At 57.2% G+C, this 23685-nt stretch carries 27 protein-coding genes and 1 pseudogene; 18 read left to right on the top strand and 10 right to left on the bottom strand.

The window, feature by feature from the left end; all coding sequences use genetic code 11:
• Positions 1-126 precede the first annotated feature (126 nt).
• On the top strand, positions 127-888 hold the full coding sequence (locus ACNY69_RS08760; RefSeq protein WP_111140069.1) for a YciK family oxidoreductase: 762 nt from the start codon (positions 127-129) through the stop codon (positions 886-888).
• Entirely contained in the window at positions 888-1478 is a 591-nt protein-coding gene (gene cobO, locus ACNY69_RS08755; protein WP_418797961.1) for a cob(I)yrinic acid a,c-diamide adenosyltransferase, read from the top strand. Before ACNY69_RS08760 ends, cobO begins: the two co-directional genes overlap by 1 nt.
• 55 nt (positions 1479-1533) lie before the next feature.
• On the opposite strand, the gene rluB is transcribed toward cobO, so the two are convergent.
• Positions 1534-2424, bottom strand: a complete 891-nt coding sequence (rluB, locus tag ACNY69_RS08750) for a 23S rRNA pseudouridine(2605) synthase RluB (protein WP_293771031.1) — start codon at positions 2422-2424, stop codon at positions 1534-1536.
• A gap of 779 nt (positions 2425-3203) precedes the next feature.
• On the opposite strand from rluB, the gene ACNY69_RS08745 reads away from it, so the two are divergent.
• On the top strand, positions 3204-3851 hold the full coding sequence (locus ACNY69_RS08745) for a serine protease (protein WP_293771032.1): 648 nt from the start codon (positions 3204-3206) through the stop codon (positions 3849-3851).
• 12 nt (positions 3852-3863) lie between these two features.
• On the opposite strand, the gene ACNY69_RS08740 is transcribed toward ACNY69_RS08745, so the two are convergent.
• Together ACNY69_RS08740 and rnm are read right to left on the bottom strand one after the other, a co-directional pair.
• Positions 3864-4484: an L-threonylcarbamoyladenylate synthase gene (locus tag ACNY69_RS08740; protein ID WP_111140065.1), complete on the bottom strand. Its 621-nt coding sequence runs from the start codon at positions 4482-4484 to the stop codon at positions 3864-3866.
• Positions 4485-4496: 12 nt separating this feature from the next.
• Positions 4497-5381, bottom strand: a complete 885-nt coding sequence (gene rnm / locus ACNY69_RS08735) for an RNase RNM (RefSeq protein WP_418797959.1) — start codon at positions 5379-5381, stop codon at positions 4497-4499.
• A gap of 278 nt (positions 5382-5659) precedes the next feature.
• Between rnm and ACNY69_RS08730 the strand changes: the two genes are divergently transcribed.
• The 6 genes and pseudogenes from ACNY69_RS08730 (at position 5660) to ACNY69_RS08705 (ending at position 12683) form a co-directional block, all read left to right on the top strand.
• Complete coding sequence (locus tag ACNY69_RS08730; RefSeq protein WP_418797957.1) at positions 5660-7225, top strand: anthranilate synthase component 1; 1566 nt, start codon at positions 5660-5662, stop codon at positions 7223-7225.
• Positions 7225-8818: pseudogene (gene trpD, locus ACNY69_RS08725) on the top strand (bifunctional anthranilate synthase glutamate amidotransferase component TrpG/anthranilate phosphoribosyltransferase TrpD). Before ACNY69_RS08730 ends, trpD begins: the two are co-directional and overlap by 1 nt.
• A gap of 2 nt (positions 8819-8820) precedes the next feature.
• The gene (gene trpCF, locus ACNY69_RS08720; protein WP_418797955.1) at positions 8821-10182 is read left to right on the top strand and encodes a bifunctional indole-3-glycerol-phosphate synthase TrpC/phosphoribosylanthranilate isomerase TrpF; all 1362 of its coding nucleotides are present in this window, start codon (positions 8821-8823) and stop codon (positions 10180-10182) included.
• 44 nt (positions 10183-10226) lie between these two features.
• On the top strand, positions 10227-11417 hold the full coding sequence (trpB, locus tag ACNY69_RS08715) for a tryptophan synthase subunit beta (protein WP_111140059.1): 1191 nt from the start codon (positions 10227-10229) through the stop codon (positions 11415-11417).
• Positions 11417-12220 carry a tryptophan synthase subunit alpha gene (trpA, locus tag ACNY69_RS08710; RefSeq protein ID WP_111140058.1) on the top strand — a complete coding sequence of 268 codons (804 nt, stop codon included), beginning with the start codon at positions 11417-11419 and terminating at the stop codon, positions 12218-12220. The genes trpB and trpA overlap by 1 nt, the downstream gene beginning before the upstream one ends.
• Positions 12221-12368: 148 nt before the next feature.
• Positions 12369-12683 (top strand): BON domain-containing protein, encoded by a 315-nt coding sequence (locus tag ACNY69_RS08705; RefSeq protein ID WP_111140057.1) that lies wholly within the window; start codon positions 12369-12371, stop codon positions 12681-12683.
• 46 nt (positions 12684-12729) lie between these two features.
• Here the strand turns inward: ACNY69_RS08705 and ompW are convergent, their stop codons facing one another.
• On the bottom strand, positions 12730-13362 hold the full coding sequence (gene ompW / locus ACNY69_RS08700; RefSeq protein ID WP_233498986.1) for an outer membrane protein OmpW: 633 nt from the start codon (positions 13360-13362) through the stop codon (positions 12730-12732).
• 254 nt (positions 13363-13616) lie between these two features.
• Between ompW and ACNY69_RS08695 the strand changes: the two genes are divergently transcribed.
• The 4 genes from ACNY69_RS08695 to yciA are packed head-to-tail and all read left to right on the top strand — an operon-like array spanning position 13617 to position 15868.
• Positions 13617-14033, top strand: coding sequence for a YkgJ family cysteine cluster protein (locus ACNY69_RS08695; RefSeq protein ID WP_111140055.1), 417 nt, complete (start codon positions 13617-13619; stop codon positions 14031-14033).
• Positions 14034-14060: 27 nt separating this feature from the next.
• Positions 14061-14795: a YciC family protein gene (locus ACNY69_RS08690; RefSeq protein WP_111140054.1), complete on the top strand. Its 735-nt coding sequence runs from the start codon at positions 14061-14063 to the stop codon at positions 14793-14795.
• Positions 14796-14846: 51 nt separating this feature from the next.
• Positions 14847-15386, top strand: coding sequence for a septation protein A (locus tag ACNY69_RS08685; RefSeq protein WP_111140053.1), 540 nt, complete (start codon positions 14847-14849; stop codon positions 15384-15386).
• Positions 15387-15445: 59 nt separating this feature from the next.
• A complete protein-coding gene (gene yciA / locus ACNY69_RS08680) occupies positions 15446-15868 on the top strand; it encodes an acyl-CoA thioester hydrolase YciA (protein ID WP_111140052.1) in 423 nt (140 codons plus the stop codon).
• Positions 15869-15903: 35 nt separating this feature from the next.
• Here the strand turns inward: yciA and tonB are convergent, their stop codons facing one another.
• Complete coding sequence (tonB, locus tag ACNY69_RS08675; RefSeq protein ID WP_418797950.1) at positions 15904-16665, bottom strand: TonB system transport protein TonB; 762 nt, start codon at positions 16663-16665, stop codon at positions 15904-15906.
• Between the two features lie 197 nt (positions 16666-16862).
• Here tonB and ACNY69_RS08670 point away from each other — a divergent pair, with 197 nt between their 5' ends.
• Complete coding sequence (locus tag ACNY69_RS08670; RefSeq protein WP_111140050.1) at positions 16863-17159, top strand: YciI family protein; 297 nt, start codon at positions 16863-16865, stop codon at positions 17157-17159.
• Positions 17160-17241: 82 nt separating this feature from the next.
• On the top strand, positions 17242-17427 hold the full coding sequence (locus ACNY69_RS08665) for a hypothetical protein (protein ID WP_111140049.1): 186 nt from the start codon (positions 17242-17244) through the stop codon (positions 17425-17427).
• Between the two features lie 187 nt (positions 17428-17614).
• On the opposite strand, the gene ycgZ is transcribed toward ACNY69_RS08665, so the two are convergent.
• The gene (gene ycgZ / locus ACNY69_RS08660; RefSeq protein ID WP_418797948.1) at positions 17615-17857 is read right to left on the bottom strand and encodes a regulatory protein YcgZ; all 243 of its coding nucleotides are present in this window, start codon (positions 17855-17857) and stop codon (positions 17615-17617) included.
• 334 nt (positions 17858-18191) lie between these two features.
• Between ycgZ and ACNY69_RS08655 the strand changes: the two genes are divergently transcribed.
• Positions 18192-18509, top strand: a complete 318-nt coding sequence (locus ACNY69_RS08655; protein ID WP_367395532.1) for a hypothetical protein — start codon at positions 18192-18194, stop codon at positions 18507-18509.
• 38 nt (positions 18510-18547) lie between these two features.
• Here ACNY69_RS08655 and ACNY69_RS08650 read toward each other — a convergent pair whose 3' ends face one another.
• Entirely contained in the window at positions 18548-18721 is a 174-nt protein-coding gene (locus ACNY69_RS08650) for a YciY family protein (protein ID WP_128084052.1), read from the bottom strand.
• 159 nt (positions 18722-18880) lie between these two features.
• Between ACNY69_RS08650 and cls the strand changes: the two genes are divergently transcribed.
• Positions 18881-20341 (top strand): cardiolipin synthase, encoded by a 1461-nt coding sequence (cls, locus tag ACNY69_RS08645; protein WP_111140046.1) that lies wholly within the window; start codon positions 18881-18883, stop codon positions 20339-20341.
• A gap of 45 nt (positions 20342-20386) precedes the next feature.
• On the top strand, positions 20387-20710 hold the full coding sequence (locus ACNY69_RS08640; protein ID WP_009089915.1) for an HI1450 family dsDNA-mimic protein: 324 nt from the start codon (positions 20387-20389) through the stop codon (positions 20708-20710).
• A gap of 43 nt (positions 20711-20753) precedes the next feature.
• Here ACNY69_RS08640 and oppF read toward each other — a convergent pair whose 3' ends face one another.
• Genes oppF through oppC form a run of 3 tightly spaced genes read right to left on the bottom strand, consistent with a single transcriptional unit; the run spans position 20754 to position 23685 of the window.
• Positions 20754-21755, bottom strand: coding sequence for a murein tripeptide/oligopeptide ABC transporter ATP binding protein OppF (gene oppF / locus ACNY69_RS08635; RefSeq protein ID WP_111140045.1), 1002 nt, complete (start codon positions 21753-21755; stop codon positions 20754-20756).
• A complete protein-coding gene (oppD, locus tag ACNY69_RS08630; protein WP_418797945.1) occupies positions 21752-22765 on the bottom strand; it encodes an ABC transporter ATP-binding protein in 1014 nt (337 codons plus the stop codon). Before oppD ends, oppF begins: the two co-directional genes overlap by 4 nt.
• Before the next feature lie 11 nt (positions 22766-22776).
• Complete coding sequence (gene oppC, locus ACNY69_RS08625) at positions 22777-23685, bottom strand: oligopeptide ABC transporter permease OppC (protein ID WP_111140043.1); 909 nt, start codon at positions 23683-23685, stop codon at positions 22777-22779.

Here is a 23685-nt window from a genome sequence, read left to right as displayed (position 1 = left end):
GCTTTGCCCCGCCTCGTCGCCTGAAATGCCAGCAGCCGGCACAGAATGCGCACCCTGGCGATTGCGCCGATTCGTTATTTCAGGCATAAAGCGGAATCATGCTGTTTTCGCCGGAGGAACCCCGCTGTGCATTATCAACCGAAAAGCGACCTGCTCAATAACCGTATTATTCTGGTCACTGGCGCTTCAGATGGCATCGGCCGGGAAGCGGCGCTGACCTATGCGCGCTACGGCGCTGACGTGATTCTGATGGGTCGCAATCCTGAGAAACTTCAGCAGGTCGAACAGGCCATTAATCAGCTGAATAAACGCCCTGCTCACCGCCTGGTGTTCGATCTGGCCGAGGCGACCCCGGAACGCTGCCGCCAGGTCGCCGATCGGCTGCAGCAGCAGTTTCCGCGTCTGGATGGCGTGCTGCACAACGCCGGGATCCTCGGAGAAATCGTGCCGCTGGCCGAGCTGGAGCCGCAGATCTGGCAGGACGTGATGAACATCAACCTGGACGCCACCTTCTTCCTGACCCAGGCGCTGCTGCCGCTGCTGCTGAAGTCAGACGCAGGCTCTCTGGTCTTTACCACCTCCAGTGTCGGCCGCACCGGGCGCGCTGGCTGGGGCGCCTATGCCGTCTCAAAATTTGCGACTGAAGGGATGATGCAGGTGCTGGCTGACGAATATAAGAACCAGTCGCTGCGGGTCAACTGTATCAATCCGGGCGGCACCCGGACCAAAATGCGCGCCAGCGCGTTTCCGCAGGAAGATGCCAGTAAGCTGAAAACCCCCGCCGACCTGATGCCGCTCTACCTCTATCTGATGGGCGATGACAGTCGCCGCAAGACCGGCATCAGCTTCGATGCGCAGCCAGGCAGAAAACCGGGAGCCGCAGAATAATGGCGGACGATCGTCATCAGCAGCGTCAGCAGCGGCTCAAGGAGCAGGTGGATGCGCGGATTGCCGCGGCGACCGAGGTACGCGGCATCCTGATGGTCTTTACCGGCAACGGCAAAGGCAAGACCACCGCCGCCTTTGGCACCGCACTGCGCGCCACCGGGCACGGCAAAAGCACTGCGGCTATCCAGTTTATTAAAGGTGAGTGGCCGAACGGCGAGCGCAATCTGCTGGCGCAGCACGGCGTTGAATTTCAGGTGATGGCCACCGGTTTTACCTGGGATACCCAGAACCGGGAAACGGATACGGCCGCCTGCCTGGCCGTCTGGCAGCATGCAAAACGGATGCTGGCCGATGAACAGCTTGACCTGGTGATACTCGACGAGATCACCTATATGGTCAGCATGGATTATCTGCCGCTGGAGGAAGTGATCGCGGCCCTGCAACAGCGTCCGGCGCATCAGAGCGTCATTATTACCGGCCGTGGCTGTCATCGCAGTCTGCTGGAGATGGCGGATACGGTGACCGAGATGCGGCCGGTTAAGCACGCATTCGACGCCGGTATTCAGGCCCAGCAGGGCATCGACTGGTAGCAGAAAAAGAAAACGCAGCCCCGGGGCTGCGTTTTTTGTGTCGTCAGCGACGTCGTTATCCGGCGTTGCGTTTGCTGCCCGGATTACGGCGTGGCGTACGCGGCGTGCTGCTCACTTTGCTGTGGCGTTTCACGGCGCGGCGGATCTGATTCGCTTTGGTGCGACGACGATCTTTCTCCACCACCAGCTTTGTGACGGTTTCATCATCCATCCCGACCAGGTTACGCAGGTAGTTGACCGCTGGCAGATCCAGTTCGGTCCAGCCGCCCCGCGGCAGCCCTTTCGGTAAGGTAATATCGCCATAGCGGACACGCATCAGACGGCTGACCTGCACACCGACGGCTTCCCACAAACGACGGACTTCACGGTTACGTCCTTCGGTCAGGGTCACGTTGTACCACTGGTTGATCCCCTCTCCGCCACCAAAACGCAGGGTCTTGAAGGCAGCCGGGCCATCTTCCAGTTGCACACCCTTGCTCAGCTGACGGATTTTATCGTCATCAACCTGGCCAAAGACACGCACCGCATATTCACGTTCCACTTCACGGCTTGGATGCATCAGGCGGTTAGCCAGTTCACCATCGGTGGTAAAGAGCATCAGACCACAGGTGTTCACATCCAGACGGCCAACGGCAATCCAGCGTGAGCCGCGCAGACGCGGCAGGCGGTCAAAGACAGTCGGGCGACCTTCAGGATCGCTGCGGGTGCAGAGCTCGCCTTCCGGTTTGTAGTACGCCAGCACGCGGCAGACTTCGGTTGCTGATTCAGCAATCGACACCAGATGACCATCAATACGGATTTTCAGGGATTTGCTGCTCTCGACACGATCGCCCAGGGTGGCGATTTTGCCGTCGACGCTGACGCGGCCAGCAGCAATCATGGATTCGATTTCACGCCGCGAGCCATGACCGGCCCGGGCTAAGACTTTCTGTAACTTTTCGCTCATGGCGCTTCCTCTTTGTCGCCTTCCCAGGCGTCACGGTAGGGTGATAATTCTATATGAATCAACAGCTTAAACTATCAATTTGGGCCCATTATACAGATATTTAACCCCGAAGTAACGCCCTTTGTGAGCGAGCCTGTAACAAATAAAGAAGCCTCGATCGCTGAAAGTTTTATTCCGGATAATTCAACATCTCATTAATTTAACAGCAGAGGTTTGATTAGAGAATATGTTTAATAAAACGGCTTTCGCAGAAACTTTAGAGCTGATGGCAATTAAATTTTCTGTTCTGCCCTGCTCAACGGGCCTGTTGTTCTGATGATCAAAATATTAACACTATCTTACACTTCACCCGATTCCATCCCGCTTCCAATTCTCTGCAAAAAAGATTAAAGGTAGCATATAACACTGGATGATTGCGTTTAGTCAACCTGACCCATGGGCGTAAATGAAAAGGTCAGATTATTCTTAATGGAGATTTAATTAAAACCTTATTTTCAGAGATATTTCCTTTTTATCAGCATTAATAAATTGTATGACACTATTAAGCTGATACACTTTATCTCAGCAGCACCATAAAAAAGCAGAGCCTGCCGTTATAAGGGGGTCGCGAAAAGAAAGTTTTACCTTAGTGATTCGTTAATAAATATCGTGCTTTGATTAATCCAATAAACCGGCGCATACGGAATTATTGCGTTAATACGGTTCAGTGATGAACCTTGTTTGCATGTCAAAAGTCTTCACCAGGGATTTCCTGACATGCCAGAAGAAAGAAACCCATCATGAGAAACCTGACGCTGTTTCCGGTGCTTGCTGCACTGGTGCTGAGCGGGTGTTCTGTGGGCCACACCGAGTACAGTCGTACGGCGATGCAGCACGTAGATATGAGCGTGACTGGCATTCCGACGATCCTCGGGCTTGGCACACTGGGCACCAGCATTCCTTTGACGCCTGAATATAGCCTGACGGCGGCGCACGTCGCTAAAACGGCCGTGCAGCGCGTAAAGTCCTATCACCCCTATTGCGATCTTGCGATTATTTATCACAAGAACGATGCCGGAACGCTGGCTAAATTCCGCAGCGGTGATATTGGCGATCCCGTTAAAATGTATGGCTACAGTTTTATTTCCGCCATGCCGGTGGAGTCGAAGGGCGTTAATTTAGCCCGCACCGCTATCCGGAATAACTGGAATAAAAGCCCCTGCCTGGCGATGGCGTCAAATGCCGGTGTGGTTCAGGGCATGTCGGGCGGCGGCGTGTATAACAGTGATGACACGTTAAGCGGCGTTATTGTGGGATATTCCGATGCCATTAAAAATGGCCGTAATGGAAAAGTGATCCTGAAAGATGTTTCACTTTATATTCCCTACGGCCAGTTTAAAAACTGGTTGCAGTCAAACCTGCAACAGGCACCCGAACGCGGTGCCTGACACCCGGCTTAATTACTGAAACGGGCGGGTATCACCGACGCCTTCACGTACAATTTCCGGCGCATCGGTGGTCAGATCGATCACCGTCGTCGGCTGTTGCCCCAGCGTGCCGCCGTCAATAATCAGATCGACCAGCTTACCGATGCTGTGCTGAATTTCTTCCGGATCGGATTCGGTGAAATCGTTGCCCGGCAGGATCAGGGAGGTCGACATCATCGGCTCATTCAGCGCGTCCAGCAGCGCCAGCGCCACCGGATTGGACGGCACGCGCAGACCGATAGTTTTACGTTTTTCATTCATCAGGCGGCGCGGCACCTCTTTGGTCGCCTTGAGGATGAAGGTGTAGTTGCCTGGCGTATTATTTTTCAGCAGTCGAAACGCGGAGTTACCCACCTGCGAATAGACGGAGAGCTCCGAGAGATCACGACACATCAGGGTGAAATTGTGGTGCCCGTCGAGCTGACGGATACGACAGATCCGCTCCATCGCGCCTTTCTCCTCCAGCCGACAGCCCAGCGCGTAACCGGAATCCGTTGGATAAACGATGACGCTGCCTTTGTTCAGGTAGTCGACCGCCTGCTTAATCAGACGCGGTTGCGGGTTGTCCGGATGAATATGAAACAGTTGACTCATAGAAACCTCGTGTCACCTTTCCGTGATGGCCGGGCATGGCGCGAGTGCCGGGAAACGTTCCCAGACCGGCTCCACCCCTGCTGGCAGCCAGAGTTTGCGACCCAGCTCAATCCACGGGCAGGGTTGATGAAAATCAGAACCTTGTGATGCGGCCAGATCGTTATCTCTGGCGTAGTGCGCCAGCTGTGTCCGCTCATTCGGCGGCTGCTGGCACTGTGCGACCTCAATGGCATCGCCACCCGCCTCGCGGAAGTGGGCGATCAGACGTTTCAGCCACTTCGCCGATAAACCGTAGCGGCCCGGATGGGCCAGCACGGCACAGCCGCCAGAATGATGAATCGCATCAATAGCTTGTTTAATTGTACACCATTGTGGCGGGACGTAGCCGGTTTTGCCGCGCGCCAGATAATTTTTGAATACCTGGGCCATGTTGTCCGCTTTGCCCTGCTCAATCAGGAAGCGGGCGAAATGTCCGCGGGTAAGGATGCCGCCATCGGCCAGGCGCGTAGCGCCCGCCAGCGCATCGGGAATCCGCGCCCTTGCCAGCCGCTCGCCAATCTCGGCCGCCCGCGTCTGGCGGCAGGCCAGCTGCCCGGCCAGAAAGGTCACCATCGCCGGATGATCGATATCAATGTTCAGCCCCACGATGTGAATCTCATGGTTCTCCCACAGCGTTGAGAGCTCGGCTCCGGCCAGCACGCTGATCGGCAGATTCAGCTCACTCGCCGTCTGCTGCGCCTCTGCCACCCCGGCGGTGCTGTCGTGATCGGTGATCGCCAGCACGCCGACGCGCATCTCAACGGCCCGCTGCACCAGCGCGGCGGGCGACAGCAGACCATCCGAGGCGCGCGTGTGGCTGTGTAAATCGTAAACCGGGAAACGGGCGATATCGCTCAAGAGAACTCCTGCTGAAACTAAACCGGCCAGCATGATAACGATTTTCGCGGTCAGTGAAAAAGTGTATTGACATTTTCGACCTGAACCCGTTAACTAGTACACAAGTTCACACGCAAGGGGTATTCAGTCATGGCGGAAGTAATGATGCATTCAGAGGGTTGGCGCGCTGTTCCCGATTAAGGGCGACAGGATCGTGCACACTTTGCGTAAACGCCGTGTGAAAACCTGAGCCCGCCAAGACGCGGGCTTTTTTTTGAGCGAAATTCAGAGAAATCATCATGCCAAATGCGAAACCTACAGTGAAGTTGATTACCGGCACCGCGCCTTACCGCGAAGATCCGGCCGCAGTGTTTCACCAGCTTTGCGGCGCACGTCCGGCAACCCTGCTGCTTGAGTCTGCTGACATCGACAGCAAGCGCAATTTAAAAAGCCTGCTGATCGTCGACAGCGCGCTGCGCATCAGCGCAATGGGCCCTACTGTCACCGTACAGGCGCTATCGGAAAATGGCCGCGCCCTGCTGCCGCTGCTGGATGAGGCGCTGCCCGCCGCCGTGGGCAATCAGGTGCGCCCCGATGGACGCGAGCTGACCTTCCCGCCGAGCCACGACCATCAGCAGGATGAAGATTCCCGGCTGAAGGCGCTGTCGGTCTTTGATGCGCTGCGTCTGATCCCGCAACTGGTCAACTCCTCAGCCGACGAGCGCGAAGCCGTGCTGCTGGGTGGCCTGTTCGCCTATGACCTGGTGGCCGGTTTTGAGACGCTGCCCGTGCTGGATAATCAGCAGCGCTGCCCCGACTACTGCTTCTATCTGGCAGAAACCTTACTGGTGATCGACCATCAGACCCGCAGCGCGCGTCTGCAGGCCAGCCTGTTCTGCCCTTCCACCAGCGAGTTCCAGCGCCTGCAGCGCCGCATTGAGCAGCTGCATGGCCAGATCCTGCAGCCCGCTCCGGCGCTGCCGGTGCAGCCGGTGGCGCAGATGACGCTGACCACCAGCCAGAGCGACGAAGCCTATTGTGAGGTGGTGCGTGAGATGCAGCAGGCGATTCGCATCGGCGAGATTTTCCAGGTGGTGCCGTCCCGCCGCTTCTCACTGCCCTGCCCGTCGCCGCTGGCCGCCTATGACACGCTGAAAAACAGCAACCCCAGCCCCTACATGTTCTTTATGCAGGATCAGGATTTCTCACTGTTCGGCGCCTCGCCAGAGAGTTCGCTGAAGTATGACGCCACCTCGCGTCAGATCGAAATTTATCCGATTGCCGGTACGCGCCCGCGTGGCCGCCACGCTGACGGCTCGCTGGACCGCGATCTCGACAGCCGGATCGAGCTGGAGATGCGCACCGACCATAAAGAGCTGGCTGAACATCTGATGCTGGTGGATCTGGCACGAAACGACCTGGCCCGTATCTGTGTGCCGGGCAGCCGTTACGTCGCGGACCTCACCAAAGTGGACCGCTATTCGTTTGTGATGCACCTGGTGTCCCGCGTGGTGGGTACGCTGCGCGCCGACCTGGATGTGCTGCACGCCTACCGCGCCTGCATGAACATGGGCACCCTCAGCGGTGCGCCAAAAGTGCGCGCCATGCAGCTGATTGCCGGTGCCGAAGGCACACGCCGTGGCAGCTACGGCGGCGCGGTGGGCTACTTCACGGCGCAGGGCGATCTGGATACCTGTATCGTCATCCGTTCGGCCTATGTCGAAGATGGCGTCGCCACCGTGCAGGCCGGTGCGGGTGTGGTGCTGGATTCTCATCCGCAGGCTGAAGCGGATGAAAGCCGCAACAAGGCCCGCGCCGTTCTGCGCGCAATCGCGACTGCCCATCACTGCAAGGAGATCTTCTGATGGCCGATATTCTGCTGCTCGATAACATCGACTCATTTACCTACAACCTGGTTGATCAGCTGCGGACCTTTGGTCACAACGTGGTGATCTACCGCAATAACCTGCCTGCGGAGCTGTTGATCGAACAACTGCAGCGAATGGAAAACCCGGTGCTGATGCTCTCTCCGGGTCCCGGCGCGCCAAAGGATGCGGGCTGTATGCCCGCGCTGCTGCAGGCGCTGCGCGGTCGTCTGCCGATTATCGGTATCTGTCTGGGACATCAGGCGATTGTGGAAGCCTACGGCGGCCATGTCGGTCAGGCGGGAGAGATCCTGCACGGTAAAGCCTCCTCGATCGATCACGACGGCGAGGCGATGTTTGCCGGTCTGAGCAATCCACTGCCGGTGGCGCGTTATCACTCACTGGTGGGCAGTAACACACCGCAAGCGCTGACGGTCAATGCCAGTTACAACGGGATGGTGATGGCGGTGCGCCATGAAACCGACCGGGTTTGCGGCTTTCAGTTCCACCCGGAATCGATTCTGACTTCTCAGGGCGCGCGGCTGCTTGAGCAGACGCTGGCCTGGGCGCTGGCGAAGTAAAGGGAGAATAACGATGCAACAGACACTGGAAAAACTTTACCAGGCGCAGACGCTGAGTCAGGCGGAGAGTCACGCCCTCTTCAGCGCCATTATTACCGGACAGCTGGAGCCGGTACAGCTCGCCGCGGCGCTGGTCGCCATGAAAGTGCGCGGTGAGTCGCCGGAAGAGATCGCCGGGGCCGCCACGGCGCTGCTGGAAGATGCCAAACCCTTCCCGCGCCCGGGCTATGCCTTCGCGGACATCGTCGGCACCGGCGGCGATGGCAGCAACAGCATTAATATCTCCACCGCCAGCGCGTTTGTGGCCGCCACCTGCGGACTGAAAGTGGCAAAGCATGGCAACCGCAGCGTCTCCAGCAAGTCCGGCTCTTCCGATCTGCTGGCGGCCTTTGGCATCGATCTTGATATGCCTGCAGAGCGGGCGCGCCAGGCGCTGGACGATCTGAACGTCTGCTTCCTGTTTGCGCCGCAATACCATACCGGTTTCCGCCACGCGATGCCGGTTCGCCAGCAACTTAAAACGCGCACGCTGTTTAACGTGCTCGGCCCGCTGATCAATCCTGCACGTCCGCCGCTGGCCGTGATTGGTGTCTACAGCCCGGATCTGGTGATGCCGATTGCCCAGACCCTGAAAGTGCTGGGCTACCAGCGCGCCGCGGTGGTGCATGGCGGCGGCATGGATGAGGTGGCGCTGCACGACGTGACACATGTGGCCGAACTGCGCGATGGCGAGATCACCCGCTATCAGCTCTCGCCGGAGGACTTTGGTTTTGGCTTCCATCCCAAAGAGGCACTGGCGGGCGGCACGCCGGAAGAAAATCGTGACATTCTCACGGCTTTACTCCAGGGTAATGGCCAGCAGGCCCATGAAGAAGCGGTCGCCATCAACGTGGCGATGTTGCTTAAAGTATTCGGTCAGGAAGATCTGCGTGAAAACGCCCGGCAGGCGCTTAACGCCATCCGCAGCGGACAGGCGTATGAGCGCGTCGTCGCACTGGCAGCAAGAGGATAATCATGAAAGGCACCGTGTTAGAAAAAATTGTTCAGGATAAAGCGATCTGGGTGGAAGCCCGTCAGCAGCAGCAGCCGCTCTCTACCTTTCAGAACAGCATTGAACCTGCCAGCCGTCATTTCTACGACGCGCTGCAGGGTGCACGCACCGCGTTTATCCTGGAGTGCAAAAAAGCGTCCCCTTCGAAAGGCGTGATCCGCGAGGATTTTGACCCGGCCGCTATTGCCGGCGTCTATCGCCACTACGCCTCTGCGGTCTCCGTGCTGACCGATGAGAAATATTTCCAGGGCGACTTCGCCTTTCTGCCGATAGTCAGCGCGGCGATTACCCAGCCGGTGCTGTGCAAAGATTTCATTATCGATCCCTACCAGATCTACCTGGCGCGTTACTACCAGGCGGATGCCATTCTGCTGATGCTCTCTGTACTGGATGATGAGCAGTATCGTCAGCTGGCCGCCGTGGCGCACAGCCTGAAGATGGGCATCCTGACCGAAGTCAGCAACGAAGAGGAGCTGGAGCGCGCCATCGCTCTGCAGGCAAAAGTCGTGGGGATCAACAACCGCGATCTGCGCGATCTCTCTATCGATCTTAACCGCACGCGCCAGCTGGCTCCGCGCCTGTCGCATGGCGTGACGGTCATCAGCGAGTCGGGGATCAACAGCTATGCGGATATTCGCGAGCTCAGCCATTTTGCCAACGGTTTCCTGATCGGCTCCGCCCTGATGGAAGAGTCCGATCTGACCGCTGCGGTGCGTCGGGTCACGCTGGGCAGTAACAAGGTATGCGGCCTGACCCGCCCTGAAAATGCGCGTGCCGCTTATGAAGCCGGTGCCATCTATGGTGGCCTGATCTTTGCCGAAGGCTCACCGCGCCTGATCGACACGGCCACGGCGCAGTCGGTGATGGCGGCTGCGCCGCTGCGCTATGTCGGCGTCTTTCGCAACAACACAATAAGTGACATTGTCACGCAAACGGAAACCCTTTCGCTGTCAGCCGTTCAGCTGCATGGCGATGAGAGCCCCACGTTTGTAGCCGAACTGCGCGCCGCGCTGCCCGCAGAGGTTCAGATCTGGAAGGCGCTGCGCATTGAGGGAAGCGTCCCGGCCCGCGACTGGCCGCATGTGGACCGCTACGTGTTCGACAACGGCAACGGCGGCACCGGCGAACGTTTCGACTGGTCACTGCTGCAGGGGCAGGCCCTGGACAATGTGCTGCTGGCCGGTGGCCTCAGCGCAGATAACTGCGTTGAAGCCGCGCAGCTGGGCTGTGCCGGACTGGACTTCAACTCTGGCGTGGAAAGCGCGCCCGGCATCAAAGATGCCCGTAAAATCGCTGCTGTGTTTCAGACACTGCGTGCCTACTGATTTGCCTGGCCCGCTTTACCCGGGCCCGAGAAAGGAAGATAAAAATGACGTTACTCAATCCCTACTTTGGCGAATTTGGCGGAATGTACGTTCCGCAGATCCTGATGCCCGCGCTGCGCCAGCTCGAACAGGCGTTTGTCGACGCGCAGAAAGATCCGGCGTTTCAGGCCGAATTTACCGACCTGCTGAAGAACTATGCGGGTCGTCCGACCGCGCTGACGCTGTGCAAAAACCTGACCAAAGGCACCAGAACCCGTCTCTATCTCAAGCGTGAAGATCTGCTGCACGGCGGCGCACACAAAACCAACCAGGTGCTGGGTCAGGCGCTGTTAGCCAAACGCATGGGCAAAAACGAAATTATCGCTGAAACCGGTGCGGGTCAGCACGGTGTGGCATCCGCCCTGGCCTGCGCACTGCTGGGCATGAAGTGCCGCATCTACATGGGCGCAAAAGATGTGGAGCGTCAGTCACCAAACGTGTTCCGTATGCGTCTGATGGGCGCGGAAGTGATCCCGGTGCACAGCGGCTCTGCCACGCTGAAAGACGCCTGTAATGAGGCGCTGCGCGACTGGTCCGGCAGCTATGAAACCGCGCACTATATGCTCGGTACGGCGGCGGGTCCCCATCCCTTCCCGACGATTGTGCGCGAGTTTCAGCGCATGATTGGCGAAGAGACCAAAAAGCAGATTCTGGAAAAAGAGGGACGCCTGCCGGATGCGATCCTCGCCTGTGTGGGCGGCGGTTCCAACGCCATCGGGATGTTTGCCGACTTCATCGACGAGACCAGCGTGAAGCTGATCGGGGTCGAACCGGCGGGTCACGGCATCGAGACGGGCGAACATGGTGCGCCGCTGAAGCACGGTCGCGTGGGGATCTATTTCGGCATGAAAGCGCCGATGATGCAGACGCACGACGGCCAGATCGAAGAGTCCTACTCTATCTCTGCCGGCCTAGATTTCCCGTCGGTAGGCCCGCAGCATGCGCATCTCAACAGCATCGGTCGCGCAGACTACGTTTCGATTACCGATAATGAAGCGATGGACGCCTTTAAACAGCTCTGCCGCGCGGAAGGCATTATCCCGGCGCTGGAGTCCTCCCATGCGCTGGCTCATGCACTGAAGATGATCCATGCGGAGCCGGAGAAAGAGCAGCTGATTGTGGTCAACCTTTCCGGCCGTGGCGACAAAGATATTTTCACCGTTCATGACATTCTGACTGCGCAGGGAGAAATCTGATGGAACGTTACAATCAACTGTTTACCCGCCTGTCAGCGAACAACGAAGGCGCTTTCGTTCCCTTTGTGACGCTCGGCGACCCGTCCCCTGCGCTGTCACTGCGTGTGATCGACGCGCTGGTTGAAGGGGGCGCAGATGCTCTGGAGCTGGGGATCCCCTTCTCCGATCCGCTGGCCGATGGCCCGACCATCCAGAACGCGACGTTACGCGCTTTTGCGGCGGGCACTAACACCAGCCAGTGCTTTGAGATGCTGGCGACCATCCGCCGCAAATATCCGGATCTGCCGATTGGTCTGCTGATGTACGCCAATCTGGTCTTTACCAACGGCGTGGATGCGTTTTATGCCCGTTGTGCCGAAGCCGGTGTCGATTCCGTCCTGGTGGCCGACGTACCGGTTGAAGAGTCTGCGCCCTTCCGTCAGGCGGCGCTGCGTCACGGTGTGGCACCGATCTTTATCTGTCCGCCCAATGCCAGCGATGAGCTGCTGCGTGAGATCGCGTCACACGGTCGCGGTTACACCTATCTGCTGTCGCGTGCAGGCGTAACCGGTGCTGAAAACCGCGCCAGCCTGCCGCTGCAGCATCTGATCGACAGGCTACGTGAATATCACGCCGCGCCGCCGCTGCAGGGCTTTGGTATCTCGGAACCGGAACAGGTGAAGGAAGCGATCGCGGCGGGTGCGGCGGGCGCCATCTCCGGTTCAGCGATTGTCAGAATCATCGAAAAGCATCACGCCGAACCGGACGTGATGCTGAGTGAACTGAAGCAGTTTGTCAGCCGCCTCAAAGCTGCCAGCCGCTAATCCTGCCATCATGCCTTATCACCCGATAAGGCATGATTTGTTTCCTTTTTTATCCGCCGCCATTTGCCCTTTTCGTCAAATCTGCACCACAATGACAGTGCGCCGTTACGGTAACGTCGCATCCAATTTGTGACAGGGAGAGAAAGCAATGAAATTCGTTAAAATGCTGGCAGGTGCTGTACTGGCAGGCGTGGTTGCGCTGACACTGAGCGCCTGTGCGCCAACCGCAACTAAAGAGGGAACCGGTGGCTATATCGATGACACCGTCGTTACCACCAAAGTCAAAGGTGCGCTGCTGAAAGATGAGTCGCTGAAGTCGACGGAAATCAACGTAGAAACCTTTAAAGGCAAAGTTCAGCTGAGCGGCTTTGTTTCATCACCACAGATGGCCAACCGTGCCGTTCAGGTGACACGCAGCGTGGCGGGCGTAAGATCGGTTGTTAACAACATGCAGATCAAGTAACCTCTGATCGACAAAAAGGCCGCGGATTCAGCGGCCTTTTTTATTGTCAGAAACGGTAGCCCGCGCCGAAGAAGAACACCCAGGGATCGACGCGCATGTTGATGTTCTGCTGTTCGCCCCCCGCTTTAAACTTCACTTCCGTATCGATATCCATGTACCACAGCGACGCATTCAGCATCCAGTCGCGATTGATCTGATAATCGAGACCCACCTGACCCGCCACGCCCCAGGAGTCCTTCACGCTGAGGTCGGTCAGACCCGCATCACGGCCGGTCTGGTTGAATTTAGCATCGTAAAAAGTGGTGTAGTTCACGCCCACGCCCACGTAAGGACGCACCGGGCTTTTGCTGTCAAAGAAGTAGTACTGCGCCATCAGCGTAGGTGGCAACTGGCGCACCGTCGCCAGCGTACCGGTCGGGCCAAGGCCCACTTTATGCCGGAATGGCGTGGCGGCCAGCAGCTCGACCCCTATATTATCTGTTGCCATATAAGTAAATGTCAGGCCCAGCTGCGTGTCATTGGAGGCACTGAATTCCCCCATGCCTAACACGTTATCGGAACCCTCGGTGGGCCGGACGGTGGCACTGCCAGCCCGCATAAAGAAGTCACCCGCTTCGTGGGCCATTGCCAGCTGAGGCAACGCCAGTGCCAGCAGCATTGCGCATTTTGCCAGTTTCATTATCACTCCTTTGCTTAATGTTAACATCGCGAACGTCATCGCTTTTTTAGCTGGCAATTTTTTAACGTGATTTACAGAAAATTGCACTCTGAACGCTTCAGATAAACTGCTTATAAAACAATGAATTGATTTAGATCAATTTCAGCACCGGCTGGCTGCGAAAAATAGCGCTTGCTGAATAATTTCGGCCAGCCTATTTTGCTTCTCTTCCTTGTTGATTTTGGTTCGATGCCCTGGGAGGGGCGGGTGATCAAATGCATGAAATAACGAATCCCTGTGTCAGCTGTGGCGCCTGCTGCGCCCATTTCCGCGTCTCTTTTTACTGGGCCGAAGCCGATGATGCTGGCGGACTGGTGCCAACCCACTTAACCGAACCACTGAGCCTGTTGATGCGCAATATGCGGGGGACGAACGATCGCACGCCCCGCTGCGTCGCTCTTGAGGGCGAAATCGGTGGCTGTGTCTCCTGCGGGATTTATGAGCAACGTCCGACGCCCTGTCGGGAGTTTGCCATGTCTGGTGAGGCGGGCATTCCTAACGAAGCCTGCGATCGCGCCCGCGCCCGTTATGGTCTTCCTGCGCTTTTTGCGCCTTCTTTACCTGATATGACAGAAAGTTATGCCACGGCGGGTGCCCGCGAGCTGCCAGAACATGTACAATCGCCGGGTTAATTAACCCGGTTCCTCCAAGGAGTGTACATGTCTATCACGGCCAGCTCGTTATACCGTGACACAGGAAATTTTGCGCGTCATCAACTGGCTACGTTGCTGTTGCTGTCGCTGCTGACCGCTTTTATTACCGTTATGCTGGTGCATGTGCTGACACCCGGTGCCGACCAGATGGCCATACTCCAGCAGAGTGACGTCAGCGCCAGTTCGCTGTTTGAGATGGTGCAGAATATGTCTCCGGAGCAGCAGCAGGTCCTGCTGCACGCCTCGGCTGCCAGCACCTTTGCGGCGCTGATGGGCAATACGCTGCTGCTGGGCGGCATGCTCTGCCTGATCCCGCTGGTCTCTTCCGGCCAGCGTGTCAGCGCGCTGCGGGCAATTGGCGCCTCCGTGCCAATGCTGCCTAAACTGCTGCTGCTCACCTTCCTGATGACGCTGGTGGCGCAACTGGGCTTTATGGTGCTGGTAGTGCCTGGGATTCTGCTGACCATGCTGCTGTCGCTGGCGCCGGTAATGGTGGCCCGTGAGAAAATGGGCGTCTTTGCCGCCATGCGCGCCAGCATGCGGATGGCGTGGAAGAACGTGAAGCTGATCGCGCCCGCGATCCTGCTCTGGCTGCTGGCCAAAGTTGTGGTGATGCTGTTCTTCTCGTCGCTGACTGTGTTACCGCTTAATGTCTCATCGGTGATTTTCACCGCAGCGGGTAATCTGGTTTCGGCGATGTTGATTATCTATCTCTATCGTCTCTATATGCTGTTACGTTGATTCGCGATCTGCCCCCGGGCAGATCCGCAGCCAACTCTGAATGGAAAAACTATGAAGCAGCTACTCGACTTTCTTCCCCTGGTGGTTTTTTTCATCTTCTACAAGCTGTATGACATCTTTGTAGCTTCCGGCGCACTGATCGTCGCCACCGGCCTGGCGCTGGTCGTCAGCTGGGTGCTCTATCGTAAGCTGGAAAAGATGACGATTTTCACCTTTGTGCTGGTGGCCGTGTTTGGCACCCTGACGCTGGTATTCCACAACGATGAGTTCATTAAGTGGAAAGTTACCGTGATCTACAGCCTGTTTGCCGCCGCCCTGCTCTACAGCCAGTGGTTTATGCAGCAGACCCTGATTCAGCGTATGCTGGGCAAAGAGCTGCAGCTGCCCGACGCTGTCTGGCGACGGCTCAATATTGCCTGGGCGCTGTTCTTTCTCATCTGCGGCCTGGTGAATATCTATGTCGCCTTTTGGTTATCGCAGGCCTTCTGGGTTAACTTCAAAGTTTTCGGTCTTTCCGGCCTGACGCTCCTGTTTACCCTGCTCAGTGGGCTCTATATCTGGCGACAGATGCCGCAGCAGGAACAAAAATAATGACGCAGCCCGGTTCGCCGGGCATTTTTTTAGCACTAACCTGCAAATAAGTGGACGCAATGGACGAAAAACATAAATTGCCGCAAGGCGAAATGGTGCTGCGTACGCTCGCCATGCCGGCAGATACCAACGCCAACGGTGATATTTTTGGCGGCTGGCTGATGTCACAGATGGATATGGGCGGCGCAATTCTGGCTAAAGAGATTGCAGAAGGCCGCGTGGTGACCGTGCGGGTCGATGGCATGTCATTCATGAAACCGGTCGCGGTGGGCGACGTGGTGAGCTGCCATGCGAGCTGCATCCGCACCGGCAACAGCTCCATGACGATTAACGTCGAAGTGTGGATCAAAAAGGTGTCGTCTGAGCCGATCGGTCAGACTTACTGTGCCACGGAAGCGGTATTCATCTACGTGGCTGTCGATAACGAGGGCAAATCGCGCCCTCTGCCCGCCGGTCGCGCCAATCAGCCCGCAGGCGAGTGAGTGACGGGTCAGCCCTGGCGGTCTGACCCCCGCGCTTATTCGATACTGGCTCCGCCATTGATTTTGAACACGATATTCATGGTCATACCCTGCGCAGGACGGCCGCTCTGGTAGCGCCACGTTTTCATCGCCTGCTTAACGGTCCGTTCGAACATGTTCGCCGGCTGCGCGGAGAGAATGTCGATATTATCGACCCGTCCGTCACTGTCTACATCGAACTTCACCCTGACGCGCCCCTCTATCCGCAGGGCAAACGCGCGCGGTGGATAGCCCGGCTTGCTGATGCTTAAAGCTTTCGGTCCCGTTGACGCAGAGGCGCCGGGTGACGGCGTGGCTTGTGGCGCGGCGGCCGGCTTCTTCTCTTCAGCGGGTCTCTTTTGCTGGAAAGGATTGGCCTGCGGTTTGTTCTCCTGACGCGGCTTCACCTCGCGCACTGGCTGCCGGTGCTCAGGTTTGGGTTTAGGTTTTGGTTTAGGTTCAGCCTTCGGCTTTGGCTTTGGTGCAGGTTCAGGCTTCGGTATCGGCACCGGCTCCGCCTTTGGCGGTTCCGGAGCTGGCTGCGGTTCCGGTATCGGTTCAGGCTGGGGTTGCGGTTCCGGTGGCGCGACTGCTGTGGGCGCGGGCTGAATGTCCGGTGCCACCATGGTAACGCTGATGGGCTGCGATGCCTCAGGTACCGTGATCTCCTGCCCGAACGACGCGTAGAGAATTCCGGCGATCACGGCCCCATGCAGGATGACGGACAGCAGCATGGAGACAGACGTGCGTTTAGGTAGTGGCATAGTCAGCGTGGTCATAACGGTCGCAGTGATTGAGTGAAGCCGCAATTTTAAATGCAAATAGCAATCAGTTTCAATAACTCCCACTCTCCGCTCTGCATAAAAGCGCTTTTTAGCCCTTTATGCTGAGCCCTGCACTACCCACAGGTTTCGTTTGCACTCTGCCTGACGATCCCTTAACGTGTTGCGAAATTCTGAATACTGGGAGTTACTGAGTGCTTTACGTCATTTATGCAGAAGATACTGCAGATTCACTGGAAAAGCGTAATGCCGTCCGCCCTGCCCATCTGGCCCGGCTTAAACTACTGCAGGAAGAGGGACGCCTGATTGTCGCCGGTCCGATGCCTGCGGTTGACAGTAACGATCCCGGCGTGGCGGGTTTTACCGGATCAACCGTGATTGCTGAATTCCCGTCGCTGGAAGCCGCACAATCCTGGGCGCAGGATGACCCCTATTTTGCGGCGGGTGTGTACGCCCAGGTGTCGGTTAAGCCGTTCAAACGCGTCTTCTGACCGTCAGCGGGCTGTAAAAATGGCTTCTGTGTCTGACACAGGAGCCATTTTTCTTTGGGACAGGGTCAGGGTAAGAGAAAAGATGCAGAGTGTGATTATCGGTTTACTGGCGATTATCGCTGTATTGACTGGCGGTGCCGTTTATCTCTGGCGGACGCGGGGCTGGCGGAAGAGTAAGCAGTGGATTGTGATGCTGATTGTACTGGCGGCAGCATTGCAGATGGTTAACGTCACGCTGATGCTGAACGCGCAACGCCTGTTGGGATAATAGTCACTGAGACAAGCCGTATGAAAAGGTGATTGCGAACTGAACCTGCTGCTGACATTTCCGGCATATTGTCACTCACGAGCAGAGGCAGAGACGGAATGCGCGTTAAAAGGCAGCGACCGGTTATGTCAGCTTAGCGGGCCAGGTCGCGGTTACTGACCGCCCTGGCTCTGCCGCTACGCGCTGATTAACCACGATCCAGGATCAGGCCAATCAGTTCGTGATAATGCTGCTCTTCTTCGACGCTGGTCACATGCTGCAGGCGTTTGATCAGTTTTGAGCAGATAGCCTTGCGGTTAAGAGTGCGGCCTGAACCAATGATCTCAGCAACGACTGAACCCAGAATCGCCTGCTGTGAAGGCTGCGAAGCGCTGTGCAGATAGGCAGAGATATCAGATACTGAAGCGGGGATACGCGTGTTAGTCTGCATAATAGACCTCAAAGTGTTTAGTTAAGTTTGCTCACCGATAGGGTAAAGTTATACAACAACACCTCTATTGTACAGGTATTTCGCCAGAAAATTCCTGAAAGCCTGAGCTAATCTTAATAAAACCCTGAATAACATCCACTTAAACTAATGTAAAGTTGTACAAGTTTTCGGTATTGTCCTGTACATCCCCCGTTCGCCTCCTCTTTTTGCGTTAAAAAACGATCTCTCTATCATTTTTTCAGTCACGAAGAGGAATTTTCTGGCAGAGCTGTCTACATTTGGATCTTATGAGTTAACCCTCTGAATGGATGCGCATTGCAGTCGCGACTTAATTATGCATAAAACTTATCCTGGCCAGACCCTTACGCTGTTTCAGCCACTGCTGTCATGTCTTGCAGCGATTGCTGACCCTAAGATTGAAGTGATGAGCGGTTATCCGGCGCATTGCTCGGCGTGGCTGACGATCTACTATCAGCGAAAATCGGGACGCTGGTCCTGTGAATGGTACGATCGGCCGGGTTGTCGCCGGCCAGCGGCGCTGGGTGACAGGATGGTGTGTCTGATGCATGAGGTCAGCGACCGGGGGGCTACGCAGCAGGAGCACCTGATGGCGCGACGCCTGCTGGCCGAAGCGGGATTTATGGAAGCCTGACGAAGCGGTTATCGTCAGGCACCCCGCACCGGGTGAGGCTAGACCATCTGCGTAATAAACAGAATCGAGCGACGCTGCTGCTGTGCCAGCTGGTGGCGAATGCAGTGAATACGCTTATATCGTCGTGACTGCCCTTCCAGCCAGCGTGAACGGCGACGATGAACCTGTCTCAGCATTCTCCAGCGCGCCACTTCATTTCTGCTTCTTTTCATCACTTCCTCTCTGACATCGGATCCGCGTGGGCATTATAGAGATCTCTGTGCGAATGCCAAATCCGATTGCCCGCCCGGCGAGTCCAGGATAAAAGGTTTCGTTAGTACGCTTCTGCACGTAAACTTGCCAGACGAAAGCGCGAACGGGATGTCCACTTTATGACCACTTTTTATACGCTCATCAGCTGGTTGCTGCTGTTTGGATACTGGCTGCTGATTGCCGGTGTCACCCTGCGCATTCTGATGAAACGCCGGGCCGTAACATCTGCGATGGCCTGGCTGCTGGTGATCTATATCCTGCCGCTGGTAGGTATTATCGCTTATCTCTCTTTTGGCGAACTGCATCTGGGTAAACGTCGCGCGGAGCGCGCACGCACTATGTGGCCGTCAACCGCCCGCTGGCTCAACGATCTCAAACAGTGCCGTGAAATCTTCGCCACCGAGCACAGCGACGTGGCGCGTTCGCTGTTTGAGCTCTGCTACCATCGGCAGGGGATCGCCGGGGTCAAGGGCAATCAGCTCCAGTTGCTGACCAGCTCTGACGATGTGATGCAGGCGCTGATCCGCGATATCCAGCTGGCCCGACACAACATTGAGATGGTGTTCTATATCTGGCATCCCGGCGGCCTGGCGGATGAGGTGGCGGAATCTCTGATGGCCGCCTCACGCCGGGGTGTGCATTGCCGTTTGCTGCTCGACTCCGCAGGCAGCGTGAACTTTTTCCGCAGCCCCTGGGCGGGCATGATGCGCAATGCCGGTATCGATGTGGTGGAAGCGCTGCAGGTGAGCCTGCTGCGCGTGTTCCTGCGCCGAATGGACCTGCGTCAGCACCGTAAAATCGTCCTGATCGACAACTACATCGCCTACACCGGCAGCATGAACCTGGTCGATCCGCGCTTCTTCAAGCAGAGCGCAGGCGTCGGCCAGTGGATCGATTTGATGGCGCGAATGGAAGGCCCGGTGGCAACCGCGATGGGGATTGTCTTCAGCTGCGACTGGGAGATCGAAACCGGTAAACGTATTCTGCCACCGCCGCCCGATCGCAATATCATGCCGTTTGAACAGGAGAGCGGCCACACCGTACAGGTGATCGCCTCCGGTCCCGGCTTCCCGGAAGATATGATCCACCAGGCGCTGCTGACGGCGGTCTATTCGGCGCGAGAGCAGCTGATCATGACCACACCCTACTTTGTGCCCAGCGACGACCTGCTGCATGCCATCTGCACAGCGGCGCAGCGCGGCGTCAGTGTCAGCGTCATTATCCCGCGCAACAATGACTCTCTGCTGGTGGGCTGGGCCAGCCGCGCCTTCTTCAGCGAGCTGCTGGAAGCCGGTGTAAAAATTTATCAGTTTGAAGATGGCCTGCTGCACACCAAGAGCGTGCTGGTCGACGGACAACTGAGCCTGGTAGGAACCGTAAACCTCGATATGCGCAGTTTATGGCTGAACTTTGAAGTCACGCTGGTGGTGGATGATGCGGGCTTTGGCAGCGACCTGGCCTGTGTACAGGATGATTATATTGCCCGTTCCCGCCTGCTGGATGGCAAGCGCTGGGCAAAACGTGCCTGGTGGCAGCGCATCGTCGAACGACTGTTTTACTTCTTCAGCCCTTTACTGTAAAACGAGCCAGATTGTGTAAATGGCCACAGGCCGACAGGACAGACTATGGATTTAAATAATCGCCTTACCGAAGATGAAACGCTGGAACAAGCCTACGATATTTTTCTCGAACTGGCAGGCGACAACCTGGATCCGGCCGACATCATTCTCTTCAATCTGCAGTTCGAAGAGCGCGGCGGCGCGGAGCTGTTCGACCCCTCAGAGGACTGGAAAGATCATGTCGATTTCGATCTGAACCCGGACTTCTTTGCCGAGGTGGTCATCGGGCTGGGTGAAGCGGACGGCGAACCGATTACCGACGTCTTTGCGCGCGTGCTGCTCTGCCGCGAGAAAGATCACAAGCTCTGTCACATCCTGTGGCGGGAGTAATCGCCAGATAAGAAAACGCCGGGCTTCTGCCCGGCGTTTTGCTTTACAGCGGGTCGACCTTGAGACAGGAGACCGCATGGTGGAAACTGCCTTCCAGCAGTGGCCGGGTTTTGGCGCACTCCGGTCCGGCAATCGGGCAGCGGGTACGGAACACACAGCCTGACGGCGGATTGATTGGCGAGGGCAGCTCCCCTTCCAGCAGCTGAATCTGTTTATTCTTCTCCAGATCCGGATCGGGGATTGGCACGGCGGACATCAGCGCGCGGGTGTAAGGGTGCTGCGGATTGCTGTAGACCTCGTTATAGGTGCCCAGCTCCACCGCATGGCCCAGATACATTACCAGCACCCGGTCAGAGATGTGCTTCACCACTGCCAGATCGTGGGCGATAAAGATCAGCGACAGCCCCATTTCACGCTGCAGCTGCTGCAGCAGGTTAACCACCTGTGCCTGAATCGAGACGTCCAGCGCGGAGACCGGCTCGTCACAGATAATCAGCTTTGGCTCCAGAATCAGGGCGCGGGCGATACCGATACGCTGGCACTGCCCGCCCGAAAACTCGTGCGGATAGCGGTTAATCAGGTTGGGCAGCAGCCCCACCTTCATCATCATATTTCTGACGCGCTCTTTGACCTCCTGACGCGCCATTTTCGGATGATAGGTTCTGAGCGGCTCCGCGATGATATCGCCGATGGTCATACGCGGGTTCAGCGACGCCAGCGGGTCCTGGAAGATCATCTGGATATCGCTGCGCGCCTTGCGCCACTCCTCTTCGCTCTGGCCCAGCAGATCGCGCCCCAGCCAGGCGACACGGCCATCGGTTGCCTTAACCAGACCAATAATGGCACGCGCCAGGGTCGATTTTCCGCAGCCTGACTCGCCCACCACGCCCAGGGTTTCCCCCTCATAAAGACGCAGGCTGACGCCATCGACCGCTTTCAGGGTCTTCGACGGCTGCCAGAACCACTGCTTGCCATCTTTGATATCGAAATGCACTTTGAGATCGGCGATTTCGAGTAACACTCTTTTTTCCGCTACGGTGCTCATACTAACTCCTCCACCGGCTTAAAGCAGGCGCGCAGACGGCCATCGCCGAACGGTTTCAGCGGCGGTGCCTGGGTGCAGATATCCATCGCATGCGGACAACGCGGCTGGAACGGACAGCCCTGCGGCAGACGCAGCAGATTAGGCGGATTGCCCGGGATAGTGGTCAGGCTCTCGCCTTCCGCATCCAGACGCGGCACGGCATTCAGCAGGCCGATCGAATAAGGATGAGCGGGCTGATAGAAGACGTCGCGCGCCCGGCCATACTCCATGGTCCGGCCCGCATACATCACCAGCACCTTGTCGCAGATCCCTGCCACCACGCCGAGATCGTGGGTGATCATAATGATGGCCGTGTTGAACTCGCGCTTCAGCTCATTAAGCAGCGTCATGATCTGCGCCTGCACCGTCACATCCAGTGCGGTCGTCGGCTCATCTGCGATCAGCAGTTTAGGACGGCAGAGCAGCGCCATAGCGATCATCACGCGCTGGCGCATCCCGCCGGAGAACTCATGCGGAAACATCTTCATGCGCTTGCGCGCCTCCGGCATTTTTACCGCATCCAGCATCCGCACCGACTCTTCAAACGCCTGTGCGTTATTCATGCCTTTGTGCAGTTTCAGCACCTCCATCAGCTGCTCGCCCACCCGCATATAGGGGTTGAGTGAGGTCATGGGGTCCTGGAAGATCATCGCAATCTGCTCGGCACGCAGTTTATTCAGCTGATTTTCCGGCAGATTGAGGATCTCTTTGCCGTTGAAAATCGCCGAGCCGCCGATGCGGCCATTTTTAGCCAGCAGCCCCATCAGGGCAAACGCGGTCTGCGACTTGCCGGAGCCGGATTCACCGACAATACCCAGCGTCTCTCCCGCGCGCAGCGAGAAGTTAAGGTCATTGACGGCGGTGACGTCCCCGTCGTGCGTGCCAAAGGTCACGCGCAGATCTTTGACCGTCAGTAGCTGTTCGCTTCCCGCGCGGGCCGCCATCGCGGGCTGAAATTCATGAATGGTCATCGGGAAACTCCTTAACGATCTTTCGGGTCGAGGGCATCACGCAGGCCATCGCCGATAAAGTTGAAACAGAACAGTGTGACCACCAGGAACGCCGCCGGATAGAGCAGCAGCCACGGCGAGACTTCCATGGAGTTAGCCCCGTCGCTGAGCAGTGCGCCCCAACTGCTCAGCGGCTCCTGCGTTCCCAGGCCCAGGAAGCTCAGGAAGGATTCGAACAGGATCATGCTTGGCACCAGCAACGAGGCGTACACCACCACCACGCCCAGCACGTTCGGAACGACATGGCGCACGACGATCTTCCAGGTCGACACGCCACCGACATGGGCCGCTTCAATAAACTCTTTGCGCTTCAGGCTGAGCGTCTGGCCGCGCACGATACGCGCCATATCCAGCCAGGAGACCATGCCGATGGCGGCAAAAATCAGCAGGATGTTGCGGCCAAAGAAGGTCACCAGCAGGATCACAAAGAACATAAACGGAAAGGAGTTCAGGATTTCCAGAATACGCATCATCACCGAGTCGGTTTTGCCGCCCAGATAGCCGGCAATCGAGCCGTAGAGTGTGCCCACAATCACCGCGATCAGCGCAGAGGCGACACCCACCATCAGGGAGATGCGTCCGCCGATGGCCACACGCACCAGCAGGTCACGTCCCGATGAATCGGTGCCGAACCAGTGGCCGGAAGTGGTATCCGGTGGCGAGGACATCATGGCCCAGTCGGTGTCATCATAGGTAAACTGCGCCAGCATCGGGGCAAAGATTACAAACAGCGTAATCAGCAGCAGCACCAGCAGACTGATCAGGGCAGCCCGGTTATGAATAAAGCGACGACGCGCATCCTGCCAGAGGCTACGCCCTTCTACTTCCAGCTTCTCACTGAACGCATCCAGAGCTTCGCTGTTTTTCTTACTTAACATCAT

The organism is Pantoea graminicola (genome assembly GCF_048452665.1).
In the GTDB taxonomy this organism is placed as follows: domain Bacteria; phylum Pseudomonadota; class Gammaproteobacteria; order Enterobacterales; family Enterobacteriaceae; genus Pantoea.
Note: the sequence above shows the minus strand (reverse complement) of the source record. Positions and strands in the feature narration are given on the sequence as shown.